At 43.5% G+C, this 17707-nt stretch carries 14 protein-coding genes; 11 read left to right on the forward strand and 3 right to left on the reverse strand.

Features of this window, described 5'->3' with window-relative positions:
* The first annotated feature begins 95 nt into the window (after nt 1-95).
* The gene (locus R50345_RS07725; protein WP_042125451.1) at nt 96-695 is read left to right on the forward strand and encodes a TetR/AcrR family transcriptional regulator; all 600 of its coding nucleotides are present in this window, start codon (nt 96-98) and stop codon (nt 693-695) included.
* A 32-nt stretch (nt 696-727) separates the two neighbouring features.
* On the opposite strand, the gene R50345_RS07730 is transcribed toward R50345_RS07725, so the two are convergent.
* Nucleotides 728-2224, reverse strand: a complete 1497-nt coding sequence (locus R50345_RS07730) for an amidase (RefSeq protein ID WP_042125453.1) — start codon at nt 2222-2224, stop codon at nt 728-730.
* 159 nt (nt 2225-2383) lie between these two features.
* Between R50345_RS07730 and R50345_RS07735 the strand changes: the two genes are divergently transcribed.
* The gene (locus tag R50345_RS07735) at nt 2384-2854 is read left to right on the forward strand and encodes a MarR family winged helix-turn-helix transcriptional regulator (protein WP_042125455.1); all 471 of its coding nucleotides are present in this window, start codon (nt 2384-2386) and stop codon (nt 2852-2854) included.
* A gap of 73 nt (nt 2855-2927) precedes the next feature.
* On the opposite strand, the gene R50345_RS07740 is transcribed toward R50345_RS07735, so the two are convergent.
* Nucleotides 2928-4559 carry an MDR family MFS transporter gene (locus R50345_RS07740; RefSeq protein WP_042125457.1) on the reverse strand — a complete coding sequence of 544 codons (1632 nt, stop codon included), beginning with the start codon at nt 4557-4559 and terminating at the stop codon, nt 2928-2930.
* Nucleotides 4560-4776: 217 nt separating this feature from the next.
* Here R50345_RS07740 and R50345_RS07745 point away from each other — a divergent pair, with 217 nt between their 5' ends.
* The 6 genes from R50345_RS07745 to R50345_RS07770 all read left to right on the forward strand — a co-directional run bounded on the left by R50345_RS07745 (nt 4777) and on the right by R50345_RS07770 (nt 12453).
* Nucleotides 4777-5295, forward strand: coding sequence for a MarR family winged helix-turn-helix transcriptional regulator (locus R50345_RS07745; RefSeq protein WP_042125459.1), 519 nt, complete (start codon nt 4777-4779; stop codon nt 5293-5295).
* A gap of 183 nt (nt 5296-5478) precedes the next feature.
* Nucleotides 5479-6210 (forward strand): metallophosphoesterase family protein, encoded by a 732-nt coding sequence (locus tag R50345_RS07750; protein WP_331281373.1) that lies wholly within the window; start codon nt 5479-5481, stop codon nt 6208-6210.
* 124 nt (nt 6211-6334) lie between these two features.
* Nucleotides 6335-7372, forward strand: a complete 1038-nt coding sequence (locus R50345_RS07755) for a helix-turn-helix domain-containing protein (RefSeq protein WP_042125462.1) — start codon at nt 6335-6337, stop codon at nt 7370-7372.
* Nucleotides 7373-7375: 3 nt separating this feature from the next.
* A complete protein-coding gene (locus tag R50345_RS07760) occupies nt 7376-8638 on the forward strand; it encodes an FAD-dependent oxidoreductase (protein ID WP_081954029.1) in 1263 nt (420 codons plus the stop codon).
* Nucleotides 8639-9014: 376 nt separating this feature from the next.
* Complete coding sequence (locus R50345_RS07765; protein WP_042125466.1) at nt 9015-9932, forward strand: DUF5692 family protein; 918 nt, start codon at nt 9015-9017, stop codon at nt 9930-9932.
* 1132 nt (nt 9933-11064) lie between these two features.
* Nucleotides 11065-12453: an MATE family efflux transporter gene (locus R50345_RS07770; RefSeq protein WP_042125468.1), complete on the forward strand. Its 1389-nt coding sequence runs from the start codon at nt 11065-11067 to the stop codon at nt 12451-12453.
* 164 nt (nt 12454-12617) lie between these two features.
* Here the strand turns inward: R50345_RS07770 and R50345_RS07775 are convergent, their stop codons facing one another.
* Entirely contained in the window at nt 12618-13490 is an 873-nt protein-coding gene (locus R50345_RS07775; RefSeq protein WP_042125470.1) for a CPBP family intramembrane glutamic endopeptidase, read from the reverse strand.
* A 565-nt stretch (nt 13491-14055) separates the two neighbouring features.
* Between R50345_RS07775 and alaS the strand changes: the two genes are divergently transcribed.
* The 3 genes from alaS (at nt 14056) to ruvX (ending at nt 17697) form a co-directional block, all read left to right on the forward strand.
* A complete protein-coding gene (gene alaS, locus R50345_RS07780; RefSeq protein ID WP_042125471.1) occupies nt 14056-16689 on the forward strand; it encodes an alanine--tRNA ligase in 2634 nt (877 codons plus the stop codon).
* A gap of 316 nt (nt 16690-17005) precedes the next feature.
* Nucleotides 17006-17281, forward strand: coding sequence for an IreB family regulatory phosphoprotein (locus R50345_RS07785; RefSeq protein WP_042125473.1), 276 nt, complete (start codon nt 17006-17008; stop codon nt 17279-17281).
* On the forward strand, nt 17278-17697 hold the full coding sequence (gene ruvX, locus R50345_RS07790) for a Holliday junction resolvase RuvX (RefSeq protein ID WP_042125475.1): 420 nt from the start codon (nt 17278-17280) through the stop codon (nt 17695-17697). The genes R50345_RS07785 and ruvX overlap by 4 nt, the downstream gene beginning before the upstream one ends.
* Nucleotides 17698-17707: the final 10 nt, after the last annotated feature.

The following is a 17707-nucleotide window of genomic DNA, read 5'->3' on the forward strand; positions in this document are numbered from 1 at the left end:
AATAGTGAAGTCAATGGAATTATGAAATAATTGATAATGAATATTTCATTAAATTTAAATAAGCGCACTATATAATGAAGTTAAGGGTGGATAGCATGAATGGATTTGAGATAAGAGCCGCTCAAATAAAACTCAAAATTATGAAGACTACTATGGAGATGCTCAAGTGCTGTGAGCCCAAACGTCTCCGGATCGCAGACATTGCGAAAGAAGCAGGCGTCTCACAGGTGACGATTTATAATTATTTTGGCAGCAAGGAAGCACTGCTTGGTGAGACCTTTAAAGATTTTATAGAGAAGGCCATTCGTGAATTTGAAGATTACATTCATGGAGAGCATTCTCTAAAAGAGATTATTGAATACATTATGACGATGGAGAGAGAAACCTACAGTTCGTTGTCTCCTACGACTGTGAAGGAGCTTATGATTGAGGACCAGGAAATGTTTCATTATATTGAAGAACGTTACACGAATGACGTTTTACCATTGATGGTCAAGATGGTGGAGGATGGCAAAGCACGAGGAGAAATTTCAAATAAAGTATCCACTAAAGGGATACTTTCATTTATAGGAATGTATATGCGAAGTTCGGGAGAAATGCTAGATGAAGCCAGCAAACAAGAAGATATAGACGGCTTCCTGGAGGAAGCCATCCATCTCTTTTTCTATGGCATTTGCGGGCGGGAGCAGGAGTAGCGTAAGGTTTGCAACCTGTTTAATCTAATTCATCATGGGAAAAGCGGATTCCCTGTCATCCCTACCCAAAGCTCGGATTGTTCAAGATGGGCTGCAAGCTGAAGCAGTAAATCTTCCCGCCCTTTAGCAGCCATTACCTGTACCCCCATCGGCAGACCCGCTTGCGACATATGGACGGGAACGCTCATGGCGGGTTGGCCCGTCAAATTGGCAAGCTGGGTGAACGGTGTATAGGTTAGGCTTGGTTTAAACATAGCGTAAATCATTCGCTCTTGTTCCTCTTTCGGCAACTCATGTACATGCAGCAGTTTTTCGATTTCAGCAGAACTATGCGTTAACTCGCCAATCTTAGGAGCTGAATCCGCATTTGTTGGTGTGATATACAGATCGTAGCGGTTAAGCAGACCTGCCATTTGAGCGGCTGCAATATCCCATTCATCCAGACTATGCACAAATTCTGCCGCAGAGACTTTTCTTCCGGCTTCCCCAAGGACCCAAGTAACGATATCAACTTCACTGGAAGTAATGGAACGTCCCATCATTTTTTCCAGCGATACGAACATCGCTGCCACTTCCCCAGTATTCATCGTATAGTAATTCTCCATTAGCCTTACACCATTTACCGGGCTCAGCTTTTCTTCAACTTCATACCCCTCAGCTTCGAGCCATTTTACAGTCTTGAGCACAGCAATTACTGCTTCATTCGTTACAGGAGTGCCCACTGGGGATGCTGTTGTGAACGCTATGCGCAGTTTTCGCTGTGTTGGTTTGAAAAGATCGTCCAGATAGACGCCCGGATATAGCGGTGTTTGAAAAGCAGCCTCTGGCTGCACGACCTGCAGCAGATCCAGCATAGCAGCGCTATCACGTACGGACCGTGTCAACGCGAAGTCGATAGAAGCACCTTGCCATTGACGGCCTACACCTGGTCCTACTGGAGTGCGTCCACGGGTTGGCTTCAGCCCGAACAAGCCGGTGAACGAGGCAGGGATACGGATCGAGCCGCCGCCATCACTAGCTCCAGCTGCCGGAACAATACCAGAGGCTACCGCCGCTGCTGCACCGCCGCTAGAACCACCAGGGGAATATTCGAGATTCCACGGATTACGTGCCGGGCCGTGAAGGACGTTCTCGGTGATGTTTTTGAGGCCGAATTCCGGTGTATTCGTATGTCCAAGCGGAATAAAACCGCCGTTTCTGATTCGTGCTACGTAGTTCGAGTCGCGTCTAGCAATATTGTCTTTCATCAGTAAGGCACCTGAAGTAAGAGGTTCTCCAGCGATGGCTTGAGAGATGTCCTTCAGCAGAAAAGGAACGCCAGCAAACGGGCGAGAGTCATCGTGTACAGGCATTTCGTCAGCTTCCTTAAGAGCAGCTTCTCTACGGGTGCGTACGACCGCATTAAGGACTGGATTGACTTCATCGAGTCGATCGAAGGCGGCTTCAACCAGCTCCCTAGGGGAGACTTCACGTGCTTTGATAAGCGCTGCGAGTCCTAGGGCATCATATGTAGAATAAGAAAAGGACATAATAGGTACCTTCTTTCGAATAGGAATAAATAGCCTGTCTCTATTGTATTATACATCCCGCTAGTAATGATTTGAAAATGGATACCTGATATCTATCAATTCTTTTTTATACCCGATTAGGCTATACTAAATATTAAATGGATCTTATGGGGTGTACTGATGAACGAAGATAAATATCAGAATGTTGATGGACTAATGGAAGCTTTCCAGCAATTTGCCAGGATGAATTGGCGTAAAACTACGGTCTGGGGATTGAAGCCAAGTGAAGTTCGGATGTTGGTCTCTTTAAAGCTGGGGAATGAACGGGAAGGAAAGAGGGGCCAGACGGTTTCGGATATTAGCAAATTTCTAAAGGTTACTTCTCCTACGGTTACACAGATGGTCAATAGCCTGATTGCACAAGGATATGTAGTGCGTACTGCCGATACACAGGATCGCCGAATCAGTGAGATCACGCTTACGGAAAAAGGAGAGCATTTGGCCGAAATGGCTGTAACGAAATCCCGAAACACCTTTAAAGGTATGATTGATTATATGGGCAAAGAAAAGACAGATTCGTTAATGGGGCTGTTAAACGAGGTCTACGATTATTTTGAAGAATTGAATGATAATCAACCCACTGAATCCTAATCCTTCACATAAAAAAGAGATGTCGCACAGCCTAAGCTGTTAACGGACATCTCTAATGTATATTTATTTGTGATTAATGTGCAGCAGGTACAGACTTTTCAAGTTTTTTGCTTTCGCTTTTTCCCTCTGCAGTTACCTCAACTTTTTTCTCGCCACTTCGTAACGGAATCTCTTTAAGGAACAGGACAAGCAGTGCTGCAATTACTAACAGTGCAGTGCCGCTTAAGAATACAACCGTCAGGGAATCACTTAGTGCGTTCCGCAGCATCTCAATCAATTGATTAAAGAGCGGCTGGATTTGCTCTGGCAGTGTTGCGTGCAGTTCCTTCAGCTTAGGTTGATCCAGCAGCATTTGCGGGTTCATAAATGCGGATAGCTGTTTAGCGGATTCAGGATCAAGTTTGGTTAAATCCGGACCCTTGCCAGAGGACACTGCTGCCTCTAATTTTTTCGTTAATGTGGAGTTCATGATGGTACCCATGATAGCAATACCAATGGTTCCGCCTAAATTACGGAATAAAGTATTTGTAGCAGTAGCAACACCGAGCATGGAAGGAGCTACAGCATTTTGTACGGTTAAGGTAAACACAGGCATCGACAGCCCTAAACCAATACCGAAAATAATCATGCTGACTACGGCCATAGCGATATTGCTCATGAAGGCCATTATGATCATAGCCGCAACCATAAACGGCATTCCCATCAGAGCATAACGCTTGTATTTACCTGATTTGGAGATCCATCTTCCTACAAGTGTACTAAGTACAATCATTGCAAGTGACATCGGCATATTAATAAATCCGGAGTTGGTTGGGGAGACACCTTCTACACCTTGGACAAAGAACGGTAGATAGATCATTGCGCCCATCATACCAGCATTCATTAGGAAGCCTACAATCATAGAGATGGTTACAATGGAGTTTTTAAATAAGGATAATGGCAACACTGGGCTTTTAGCTTTTCGTTCAATCAGAATCAAAATGATAACTCCCAGAATTGACGCTCCGAACAGGCCGAGAATTTCTGGAGAACCCCAGTCATATTTTGTCCCCGCCCATGAAAAGCCGAGCAAGAGTGCAACAATGGTAAGGGAAAGGAATATAGAGCCTAAGTAGTCAATGGATTCTGAGGTGGAGCGTGCAGTTTTAGGGAACATTCTCCAAATCATAAAGAAAGCCACGATACCGAAAGGCAGGAAGATCCAGAAGATCCATTTCCAAGCCATGTGATCCACCATGAAGCCGCCAAGGGTAGGACCAATTACGCTGGAGAATCCAAAAATGGCCATCATAATTCCGGTCCACTTGGCTCTCTCTCTAGGAGCGAACAAATCACCTACAGCGGTTACGGTAGCCGACATTAGAATCCCGCCGCCAAGACCTTGAATCCCGCGATAAGTGATCATTTGGAAAATATTTGTCGACAATCCGGACATGAAAGCGCCTATAATAAAAATAACGATCCCCGCTAAGAGGAATGGCTTTCTTCCATAGATATCGGATAACTTACCGACAAGTACGGTGGCGATTGTTGAGGTGAGCATATAGATGGTGATTACCCAAGTATAATGTTCAATGCCTCCCAACATCGCAATAATTCGGGGCATTGCAGTACCCACAATGGTCTGGTTGATTGCTGCGAAAAACATGGCCGCCATTAATGCAATCATAATTGTAACTTTTTTCTTTTGCGTAAGGTGCTCCAGAGCAGTTCCTCTCCTTTAACTTCTATATATTGTAGTTTGGGAATTCATGTCTTAATAATTAGGTAGCCAAACTATCATTTATGTATAATACACAAATTCATCATTTAGCACAACTGTTTAATTATTTAATTTTAATCTAATGAGAATGTGATTTGGACTTGATTTTTTGGAAATAGGTAGGTAATCTAATTAGATTGAGTTAAATTGGAGGTGCCCTATGGATACTCAAAATAGTCAAGAGCAAAAGCTAATCATAGCCTTTGAGAACATTAAACGTTTGACCGCTCGTCCCTCTTTTAAGGAAAGTGTTTCGTATAGAGAATTTGTGATGATGTATGTCATTAACAATTTGATGAAACGAAAGAAGCCTTCAGACGGTGAAGAGCAACGGGGAGTAATGATTTCCAGATTAAGCGACCTGCTCCAAATCAGCAGACCTACTGCGACGCAAATGGTAAACAGCTTGGAGGAAAAAGGGTACGTGGTGCGAACAACGTCCGATACTGATCGGCGAGTTGTATATATTGCTCTAACGAATGAAGGAGAACAGATTTATGATTCGCAGATGGCTACTTATTCCGGTATTCTAAGCGAAGTTATGGAAAAGGTAGGCAAGAAAGAGATCGACCAGTTGATTTTTCTGTGTGATCGTTTTCAAGAAGCGGTGCATGAAGTCAGAAGCCGTCAGCTTTTTAATTCATCCGATGAAGATCCGCTCGTTTTGGATTCTGTATAGTGAACATAACCAAAAGATATTTCGGAGCCTTTAGCCGGAACGTCTTTTTTTAATTATAAGAAAGTATAAGTTTCACGATATACTTTATCCTTATAATTCTCGCATATACGCTCACCGTCCTTTAAAGGACGCCGAAGGCGTTTTAGCTTGAAGCATCCAGAGTAAGGAGGAATTACAATCAGAATATTAGCGATTAGTGACATTCACGGAAGCTATTCCGAATTCAACGCATTGTTAAAAAAGGTAAACTATCGTCCATCCGAGGACAAGCTCATCCTGATGGGGGATTATGTGGATAGAGGTCTCAATAGTAAAGGGATTGTGGATCAGGTCATGGCTCTGAAGCGGGAGTGTGGCGCTATTGTTCTAAAAGGCAATCATGATAAAATGGCCTATGATGCGCTCACCGGCGAAGATGATAAACTGGATACGCATTGGCTTAGCAACGGCGGTTTGTATACATTGATGAGCTACTGTGAGGCAGATTCGAACTTTTTTAAAGCGGATTTTGGCTGGGACGATTATATGTTGCTGAAAGAAGAACTTAGACAGAAATACAAACATCATTTAGATTTTCTAAGTTCATTGCCGCTATATCACGAGACCGAAGAGCATATTTTTGTGCATGCAGGCATTAACCCCTTAATAGAAGATTGGAAGCAGCAAGAGCCGTATGATTTTATCTGGATCAGAGAACCATTTTATACGAATCCGGTAGTTAGCACTAATAAAACGGTTATTTTTGGACATACCTCGACGATGGATCTACATGATTCGGAAGAAATCTGGTTTAGCCCGCCGGGCGATAAGATCGGTGTGGACGGTGGATGCGCATATGGTCAACGTCTGAACTGTTTGGAGATTTCTGGAGGGGAATATATCACACATTTTGTTCGGAATGGGGAGAAGCCTTGAGCTGTCTCTCTTTTTTAATATAGATCTTCTTACATAAGTCATGAAATGAACTTAAAGAAATATAGAATAGCACTGTATTAAACCTCAACTATGTATAAAATAAAGAGAGTAGGGGGTGTAATAGATGAATGCGAACAACAAATATCATATCCTCATGCAAGGGACGATCAGCAACAATGTGAGCGAAACCTGTAAGGCGTTTGGCATATCTCGGACGATCTATTATCAGTGGTGTAAAGCTTACCAACAACAGGGCATGGATGGACTGGCTGAGAAGGAACGAAAACCGGTAATGCCTAATAAAGTGGATAAGCGAACAGAGAGACTGATCTTAAAATACGTTGCCAAATTTCCTGAAGATGGACCCAAGCGAATCTTTTATGAACTGCAGGATGAGGGTGTGAACATAGGGGAGTCAGGTATTTACAATGTGCTGCGTCGTAATGGACTTAGTACGAGGATAGAACGTGAGGCTTATGCCAAAGAAGTCAAAGCAAAGAAGAGGGAAGGTGCACAAGCAGTTAACACCAAAGGGTGTAAAGAGAAACCGAAATCTCTCGACTATAAGATGAAAAATCCTGAAAATGCTCACCCCGGGTATATGTGCCAACAAAGTATTAGCTATATGGGCGTATTCCCAAGGGTAGGAAAGGTGTATCAATATGTGGTCTACGATGCCTATTCCAGATTAGGCTTAGTTAAGCTTTATAATAGGAAGTCTGCCATTCATTTTATCGATTTTATGGATCTGAAGGTTATCCCATTGATGAAGACCTTAGAATTCCAAATCGACAATTTGGTAACGAACAAAAGTCGTGAATTTACTACAAACTGGGATAGAGGGAAACATAAATACAGCGATTTTTTACATAAGAACAACATAAATCAAGTAGCTATAACTGCAGATCAGACAGAAGTATTTCAGCCATTACATCAATTCGTGGCGGTGTTAACGAAAGAATTTTACCAGCAGGCTTGGTTGGATGCTTCGATAGATTCCTTTGAGATTTTAGAAAAGCGCTTACATGAATACTTGAGGATCTATAACTTCAGCAGGGTGATCACAGACGGACCTAATCAAGGTAAAATACCATCAGATGTCGCACTTGAGTATACAGGCCAGCGTGAGACCTTGCCATTATGGTTATTTACAAGGAGATAACGGATGATGACTAAGATGAAGCATGAAGACAGGATAGGGATCATCGGTGCAGGGATTTCCGGGATTACTGCTGCTTACCAATTAGCGAAAAAAGGATATACCCATATTACTCTCCTTGAGAAGTCAGACCGAGTAGGCGGAAAGTGTCACTCTATAGAATACAAAGGGAAAACTTATGAAATGGGGACGCTAATCGGCTTGCCAACTTATAAACATACGATAGAACTTATGAAAGAGTTTGATCTTATGGATAAAGGACCGCTATTGGAACGGGGATTTTTTGATAATAACGGGCGGAAGACTTCTCAGATTCCTATGGACCAAATTCAGGCATTTACTCAAGAATTCAAAAGGTTGCCCGATATTTTGAAGCGTTATAAGTCACTGCAAGAACCTGGTTTTCTGAACTTACCCTCAGATTTATGCCAGCCATTCTCAGAGTGGTGTGCAGAGAACGATCTAACTGTTATTGGGCAGGTGTATATGCATTACTTCAATACTTTTGGTTTTGGAAGTATTCAAGATGTGCCGGCGGCTTATGTGTTGAAATTTCTTACTTATGATAATTTACTATCTTTTATTGAAATCACTCACATGATAACCTGGCCTAAGGGAGTCACAGAACTCATTAGAAGAATGGCCGACCAAGTAGAAGATCTGCGTCTGACTTGTGAAGTGCTACATATGGAGCAAGAGGTGAACGGTCAAGTTCGGGTGGAAACAAGCCAGGATATCTTTTATTTCGATAAGGTGATTTATACAGCTTCCTTAGAGCATCTGAGCGATAGGGTTCACTTATCTTCGGAAGACAGAGCATTATTCGAGCGCATTATCTATGAACGATTTCGGGTATATGCTTACAGAGTGAAGGGGCTACCGGAGCTATCAGGATATATCCCCCGCAATATGAACCCTGAACGTAAAGGACATATGATGGCGTGGTATTACAGGTGGGCAGATATGGGAACAACAGATTTAGTTACGGTTTATGTAGCGGAGAATGATGAAATGACAGATCTAGAAATGCGGGAAAAGGTAGAAAATAAACTTCGCGAGCTTGGCGGCGAGAATATCCGTCTGTATATGATGAAGCGCTGGAAGCAGTTCCCCCATGTGGATTCTAATGCGATCCGGGAAGGGTTTTATGAACGGCTTGATCAGATGCAGGGAAGAGATGAAATCTATTATGCTGGAGAGATCATGAACTTTCCTACACTGGAGAACTGTATTGTTTATTCGAAATACCTGGTTGAACGATTTTTTTAAATTGTTTTAGCAGTAGCCTTGTCCACAAAGAAATTTGTCGACAAGGTTTTTTTACATTGCAGAAAAAATATATTTGGGGCACCCCGCAAAGTATCTGGAGTAAGCATCAAAGCAAAACTCCGCTTTGCGGGGATATTTTACTTTCAAGTTAGGTTTACAGTGTGTAGTTCTATAGACATAGTTTCCAATTGAATTCCCTGCTTAGGATAGGTCCTCTGATAAATTCCAGTACTATTGATGTGTAAACTTAACTCGAAATGAGACTATGAAAACCTTGATAAATCAACGTTTTGAGTGGTTTGATCGTTCGAAGGAGGATGGGATATATTGGACTCAAGACATAGCTTATATACAAAATATGAAGGAGGAATTCATTATGTTTTTATTCGAATCGATTCCCTGGTACTCTGCTCTTATGTGGTTAGTAGTACTTGCAGGATTAATGATTTTCAACGAGATAGCTCGAAAGAGCAAGTGGTTCTCAATCATTCTATTTATAGCTGTACCAATTGTGCTTACCATAGCGGTTTGGCCGAATACGGCGGGTGAAGGCTCTAGTACTGGAACTTGGTTTCACTGGGTTAAGGTATATTCTGCTTTGGCAGGATGTTTAGGGTTCATGGCGATCCGCTATGTTAAAGGTTGGGACAAAAATAAATATATCTTAATGTTCCCGGCGATTATTCTTGCAGTTAACATCCTTGAAGCTGTTATCCGTGATTTCCAAGTGTACAGTTTGCAGGGTATGGTGGATGGCGTAATGATGGTAGGTGGTCCTTGGAACATAATGAACGGGATCGCAGGTATTCTGAACATTATTACGATTTCGGGTTGGATGGGTATTGTTATCAGTAAAGACAAGAGTAAGGATATGTTGTGGCCTGACCAGCTTTGGTTCTGGATTATCGCCTATGATATTTGGAACTTTGCTTATGTATATAACGCAGTTTCTGACCATGCCTTCTATGCAGGTGCAGCATTGTTGATCTCTTGTACCATTCCAGCTTTCTTCTTCAAAAAAGGAGCATGGCTGCAGCATCGCGCTCAAACCTTGGCGATTTGGATGATGTTTACGATGTCTTTCCCGGCGTTTGTTGGTGAGTCGAAGTTCGCTGTTCAATCCTCACATAGCGAAACCGCGCTTTGGGTAGTGAGCGCATTATCCTTGGCTGCTAACATTGCAGTATTTGTCTATCACTTCTATAAAATTATTAAACATAAACGGAATCCGCTTAAAGTGGAAGTGTATACAGATTTAGCGGCTTATAAGGCGATTGCGGAGAGTGTAAAATAATATAAGGCTTAATAGCTTTTTTAAGAATCCGCGCCTAGCGCGGGTTTTTTTATGGAATAGAAATTATAAAATTGCGAGATCGCGGAGAAATGTGAAACGAATTTATGGGATGGGCCTATATTCAACTAGTGGCCATGGTGAGCACTGTTTTTAATTAACCTCACGCCTCTTTGAGATGTATAACGGGCCGAGCGGACCTTATAGCCTTCGAAATGCATGTTTTAGTCGAGCATACGGACAAATGTATGCGGAAAACCAAATACAATGTGCTGAAGGTAATGTAAACGAGCCGAATGTATGCGAAAAACCAAATACAATGTGCCGACGGTAACGTAAGCGAGCCGAATGTATGCGAAAAACCGAATACAATGTGCCGACGGTAACGTAAGCGAGCCGAATGTATGCGAAAAACCGAATACAATGTGCCGACGGTAACGTAAGCGAGCCGAATGTATGCGAAAAACCAGATACAATATGCCGCCAGTAACGTAAACGAGCCAAATGTATGCGAAAAACTGAATACATTGTGCTGATGGTAATGTAAACGAGCCGAATGTATGCGAAAAACCAAATACAATGTGCTGCCAGTAACGTAAACGAGCCCAATGTATGCGAAAAATCGAATACAATGTGCTGATGGTAACGTAAACAAGCCTAATGTATGCGAAAAACTGAATACAATGTGCCGACGATAACGTAAACGAGCCAAGTGTATGCGAAAAATGGAATTACGGATGTACTCAGCTTGTAACTCTACCTCCAAGGAAGCCGTCAGGCGTTTTTCTTGCGTAAATGCAAAGATCGATCATAATCATCAAGCATAACGCAATCCGCTTAAAGACTTTTGCCAATACTTTTGAACGAATGATTCTATGGTTTGATGGTCTGAAGCTGCATAATTCTGATGAAGTTTATGTACTCCAAAGATGAAGTTTATGTTCTCCAAAGATGAAGATTATGTTCTTCAAATATGTGAAGGACAGTTGTTGTTTTTTGACTCCTGATTAAAGACTTAAAAGTGTATCTATAGTAAACTGAATGTAAAGTGCCCACGGTATAATGGGTATAATTTGTTGAAGAGCTCTTCGGATGAAGAGTTTTTTCCATTTTACAGAAAAGAATGTGATATGTTATGCAGCAGCTTCGGGCTAGTCTTCAGAAGAAAAGATTACTAGAGAAATATCTTTCTGGGGAGGGGATGGATTATCGGCAAATTATAGCTTTATTTATTCCAATTCTGATAGACCAGGCCTTCATTATTGGACTGAATCTGGTAAATACCGCAATGATCAGCTCGTCCGGAATGGCGGCGGTCAGTGCAGTGAATATGGTGGATTCGCTGAATATTTTTCTGATCAATGTGTTCGTGGCGGTTGCAACCGGGGGAACAGTGGTAGTCGCGCAGTATAAAGGGAGCGGAAACGACCGGATGGTGTCCCAGGCTACGGCGGCTTCGGTCGCCTCGGTGTCGCTGATCGCTTTGGGAATTGGTCTGTTGCTAATGGGATTACATACTCCAATATTGAACCTGTTGTTCGGAACCGCCTCACCCGAAGTGCTGGACAATGCCCGCATCTACATGATCGGCAGCAGCATCTCGTATCTGGGTATCGCGGTGGTTCAGGCGGTTTGCGGAGCTCTGCGAGGAGTGGGCAAGACACGAGCTTCTTTGATGCTGTCGCTCATCATGAACCTGCTGTATGTTATCCTGAACGTGGTCTTCATTAACCTGTTGCACATGGGTGTGCTGGGGATGACGCTTGCGATTAATATCGCGCGGTATGCAGGTATGGTTTGTGCCCTGGTGTATCTGTTCAAGGTGGATACGACCCTGCGGGTGCGTTTTCGTGACCTATTCCGAATCCCTCTGACCATGCTGAGGAGAATCATGTTCATCGGCGTGCCGTTCGCGGCGGAGCAGATGTTCTTCAATGGAGGTAAACTGCTCACTCAGGTGTTTATTGTCAGCCTAGGCACTTATGCCATTGCGACCAATGCCATTGCCGGCTCTCTGGCTCTGGTGTTTCAAATTCCAGCCAGCGCGCTGTCGCTAACTATTGTAACGGTGGTCGGCCAATGTATCGGGCGGGGGAATGTCTCTGAAGCCAGAAAGTTCATCAAGTCCTTTCTCTGGATAGGGTCCGGCTCTTTGGCGTTGATCGCCTTGATTCTGATGCCGCTATTCCACCCGCTGGTATCGATCTTTTCCCCACCTCCCGAGATCATTGACGATCTGTTTGTGGTGCTGCTGGTGAATTCCATTGCCCAAGTTCCACTGTGGGCCGTCAGCTTTATTTTGCCGTCCGCGCTGCGGGCAGCGGGAGATTCCCGCTTCACCTCAATTACCTCGATGCTGACGATGTGGCTGTTTCGGGTGATTTTTGGATACATCCTTGGGATCGTACTAGGTTACGGTGTCATGGGTGTCTGGTTGGCAATGAACTGCGAGTGGGCCGTTCGCGGGGGCATTTTTCTGTGGCGCTTCAAAGGCAAAAAGTGGTTTGCACACAAGCTGATTTAGAATTGTTGATAGGATACACTACCTACGCCTGCTGACGGAAACGTAGCTCTTTTATATTAAAAACGTAAAAATAAAGCACAGGGCAGCGATTCTCATATTTACTTGAGAGTCGCTGCCCTACGTTTTGTTATCGTCTGCTTCCGAAGTATGTGGGGAGGGATTTGCTAGTGAAGACTCAAATCCATCGATTTCTCCGCTCGGAATTTCTTTCTTCTGAAGCAAATTAAAAGACAAGCCAGTAACAATACACAGATTAAAGTTGCTGTATAAGTGAAACTGCTATCCCAAAACATAATCTGAACATTCATTAAGGAATGGACGCCAATCACGAAAAATAGATTCTTAGTTAGGACATAGAGTAATGAGAATATGATCCCTAGGATTACTAGAACGATAAAATCATAAACAAAATCAATTCCGACTAATCCTGAATAGATCCGATTTGGGATATGTATAGCGGCAAAGATCGATTGTGAGATAAGCATTGCATAAACAATGCGTGAAGTATTGGTTTTGACTTTTTTGACTTTATTTAATAAAAGATAAATTTGAACTAGCAGAAAGCCCCGAAACAAAACTTCTTCCAGTAAAGCATTTCCGAAAATCTGACCCAGAAATCCACCGAAGACGACGTTCGAATTCGTAAAGATATCATTATTGAATGTTAAACTTGAGTGAGTCAGTAATGTCATACCTAAATCAACAATGTTTATAGCAAGCCAAAATAGTAAAGTACCGATAAGTCCTGCTAATAATTTATTTTTTCTTAACCCAATATCACTAGGTGATAATTTAGCTATTATACATAAGAAAATAACCACTTCTAACACAAGGCCGAACAGATTTGCAGCTAACGTTTCGTTGATCCATCCGTTTGTGCTTTTGGCAATAACACTTAAAGTTCCATTTGCAAAAAGGACAAGGTTAACCGTTAGTGTGAAGAGAATATGAATAAAAATGAGACTGACGATATAGCGTATTGATGTAGGCTTAACTTTAACAATCGATAGCTCCTCAGTTACTTTATTGCGCAGCATGATTTGTAATCCTCCTTAGGTTTTACCCGAGCATTGCGTATTCTAGAACATCATATATAATACATAATTTCCCAAATGATATCTGAGATTTACTATATTCTTTAAGTGTTCGAGTTCACCATTACAAAAATCATATATTCTCACTTTAGCCTTAGCTACCCCCCGGATTGACAGATGCAGGGGCACTGGCTATACTTGAAATGTTAAAATGTAAATCGGATAAAACGTTGATGAAAATGAAGTACACCGGAGGATGGCTTGATCAGAGAACAGGTTCCTTTACGAAAGCGTTTCGTAATGGCTGTGAGAACCTTGAAGACAGGCCGGTGGAAAGCTAATTTCGGAGTGTGGGATCACAAATCTCACCGGGGGCACCCGTTATCAGCCGCGTCAAGGCGATCGTCTGCAATTTTCCCGTGAATCGGGTTAAGGCGATAACCAGGGTGGTACCGCGATATTAATCGTCCCTGAATTATTCAGGGGCGTTTTTTTGTTTTTATTTTTTAGAAAATTTGTGTAATCTGGCGCATACGCCGAATTAATGATGAGACGGGAGCTGTAAATAATGAAAGCAAGTGAAATTCGTTCCAAATGGCTTAAGTTTTTTGAAAGTAAAGGTCACAAGATTGAACCTAGTGCATCCCTCGTACCGCATAACGATCCATCGCTGCTGTGGATTAACGCAGGTATGGCACCGCTGAAAGCTTACTTTGATGGACGTGAGATTCCTGAGAATCCGCGCCTGACGAACTCACAGAAATGTATTCGTACCAATGATATCGAGAATGTAGGGAAGACACGTCGTCACCATACGTTCTTCGAAATGTTGGGTAACTTCTCTATCGGCGATTATTTCAAAGAAGAAGCTATTACATGGGCTTGGGAATTCTTAACTGGCAAGGAGTGGATCGGCTTCGATCCTGAACGCATCTCCGTAACTGTGTATGCTGAGGATGAAGAAGCATTCAAGCTATGGAATGAAAAAGTGGGCTTGCCAGCAGAACGCATCATTAAGCTGGGAGATGAAAACTTCTGGGATATCGGCGAAGGCCCTTGTGGTCCTTGTTCGGAAATCTTTTATGACCGCGGCGAAGCTTACGGCAGCGACATGAGCGATCCAGAAATGTATCCAGGCGGAGAAAACGAACGCTGGCTTGAAGTATGGAACCTAGTGTTCTCACAGTTCAACCATAACAAGGATGGCAGCTATACGCCGCTTCCGAACAAGAACATTGATACCGGTGCTGGATTAGAGCGTTTTGCTTCCATTTTGCAAGATGTAGATTCCAACTTCGATACCGATTTGTTCCAACCCATTATTCAAAAAACTGCTGAGCTTGCCGGTGTAACTTATAAAGATAATGTTGAGCAGGATATCGCGCTTAAAGTTATCGCTGACCATGTGCGTACGGTTACTTTTGCCGTAGGTGACGGAGTACTTCCTTCTAATGAAGGTCGTGGTTATATTATCCGTCGATTGCTACGCCGTGCCGTTCGTTACGGAAAAACCTTGGGTCTGGATCGTCCATTCCTGCATGAATTAACGGAAACTGTTGGCGAGATTATGGGTGTGTATTATCCATCCGTTGTCGAGAATCGTGAATATATCGCAAAGATTATCCGTACAGAAGAAGAACGTTTCCATGAGACATTGTCTGACGGATTGGCTATTTTGGGGGAGATCAGCACTAAAGCAAAAGCGGATGGCCTCAGCACCATTGCTGGAGCCGATGCATTCAAGCTTTATGACACTTACGGGTTCCCATTTGACTTGACTGAAGATTTCGCAGCAGAGCAAGGATTAACTGTAGACCGTGAAGGTTTCGATGCCGCTATGCAAGAACAGCGTGACCGTGCAAGAGCAGCACGTCATGACGGTGGCAGCATGAAGATTCAGGGTGGCGCATTGGCGGATCTGACGGTTAAAAGTGAATTTGTTGGATATAATGACTCGGTAACAGAGTCGAAGATTATGGCTATTGTTGTGGGTGACGAATTGGTGGACACTGCTGGCGAAGGCGCAGAGTGCCAAGTGATTCTTGAGGCAACACCGTTCTACGCTGAAAGTGGTGGACAGGTGAGTGACACGGGTGTGCTTACTGGCGGTTCGGTTACAGCTAAGGTAAAAGGATTGTTCAAAGCTCCACACGGTCAACATGTACATTTGGTAACTGTGGAAGCTGGAGAATTGAAAGTAGGCGAATCGGTTCGCGCTGAAGTAGATCGTGCACAGCGTGAAGATATCGTGAAGAACCATACAGCTACCCATCTACTGCATAAAGCGCTCAAAGAGGTTCTCGGCGGCCATGTTAACCAAGCAGGATCGTTAGTGGAAGGCGCACGTTTACGGTTTGACTTCTCCCATTTCGGAGCGATTACACCGGAAGAACTAAGCGACATCGAGCATCGCGTGAACGCACAAATCTGGCGTGGTCTTGATGTAGTCATTGAGAACAAGCCGATTGATGAAGCTAAGGCTATGGGTGCTATGGCACTATTTGGTGAAAAGTATGGTAATATCGTCCGTGTCGTTCAAGTCGGCGATTACAGCCTTGAGCTTTGTGGCGGATGCCATGTATCCAACACATCTCAAATTGGAATTTTCAAGCTGCTTAGCGAAAGTGGTATTGGTTCTGGAGTGCGCCGTATCGAAGCAGTGACTGGACGTTACGCTTATCAGTTCACTGAGAGTCAACTGGATCTGCTCAAGCAATCTGCAGGTCTACTGAAGTCTTCTTTGAATGATGTTCCAAAACGGATTGAAGCATTGCATAACCAAGTCCGTGAGCTTTCGCGTGAGAATGAATCCTTGCAATCTAAGCTGAGCGCAACATTTGCTGCTGAACTAACGAGCAGTGTGAAGACGGTTGGCACAGGTACGCAGCTTCTTGCTGTTGCCGTTCAAGCAGGAAATATGGATGCATTGCGTTCCACTGCAGATGAATTGAAATCCAAGCTTCCGGATGCTGTTCTTGTTCTGGGTGCTGCCATGGACGATAAGGTGAACTTTGTTGTAGCTGTACCACAGGATCTGGTGAAAAAGGGCTTCCACGCTGGTAAGATCGTTAAAGAAGTTGCAGCAGTATGCGGCGGCGGCGGCGGCGGACGTCCAGATATGGCACAAGCTGGCGGTAAAGACGCTTCCAAGCTTAGTGAGGCACTGGCTAAAGCTGAAGAATTAATAGCTTCCCTAGCATAAATTAAAATTACGAAACTATTTCTTAATTTAAACGTATTACGAAAAAACATAGCGGTACTGAGAGGTTGACATCAGTACCGCTACTCTTTATTAACAGGTGGTTAGATTTTCATGGAAAGTTGTGCTTGACAATAGCTTAAAAGCCAAAAATATCATTATTTTTGTAGAGGAAATACCAAAAAAAGCGTTATTCCACGCGTAGGATTTCCTCGTTGGGCTATGAATATGTTATGATAAAGGAAGCAAGTGAGCTGCACAGTAGCAACTTTGCGAAGCCGCCCTGATAGGGTGATTTTGCAGAAGGAAGGTGTCACAAATGGACTCCATGGACAAAACGGTCAAATTCAATGTGAAGGGCGACGAAAAGGAAGCTTCTCCCCAGGAAATATTGCTCGCTGTATACGATGCACTGGTGGAGAAAGAGTATCATCCGATCAATCAGATCGTAGGGTATCTACTTTCCGGAGACCCAGCTTACATTCCGCGTCATAACAATGCGAGAAGTTTGGTCCGGAGAAAAGAACGTGATGAGCTGATTGAAGAGCTGGTTAGATTCTACCTCGTCAATCACAAGGTGGATAATCCCAGATGAAGAAGAAGTTAGGACTGGATTACGGCGACCGTAGAATCGGTGTAGCCACAAGCGATGTTTTTGGATGGACGGCACAAGCTCTTGAAACGATTGAGCGCCGCGGTACTGGTAATGAGTTCGAACGTATTCGTGAACTTGTTACGGAGCACGAAATTGGAGAGATTGTAGTTGGTCTACCGAAGAATATGAACGGCTCAGTAGGACCCCGGGGCGAAATCTGCATAGAGTTCGCTGACAAGCTGCGGGAGCAATTTGCAATGCCCGTACACCTTTGGGATGAGCGTCTGACGACGGTATCCGCAGAGCGGGTGCTGATTGAAGGGGACGTCAGCCGGAAGAAACGCAAAGGGATTGTGGACAAAATGGCTGCAGCCCTGATTTTGCAAAATTTTTTGGATGCTAACAGTAAAAGGTGAGGGGTGCGAG

This window comes from Paenibacillus sp. FSL R5-0345, assembly GCF_000758585.1.
GTDB lineage: Bacteria > Bacillota > Bacilli > Paenibacillales > Paenibacillaceae > Paenibacillus_AQ.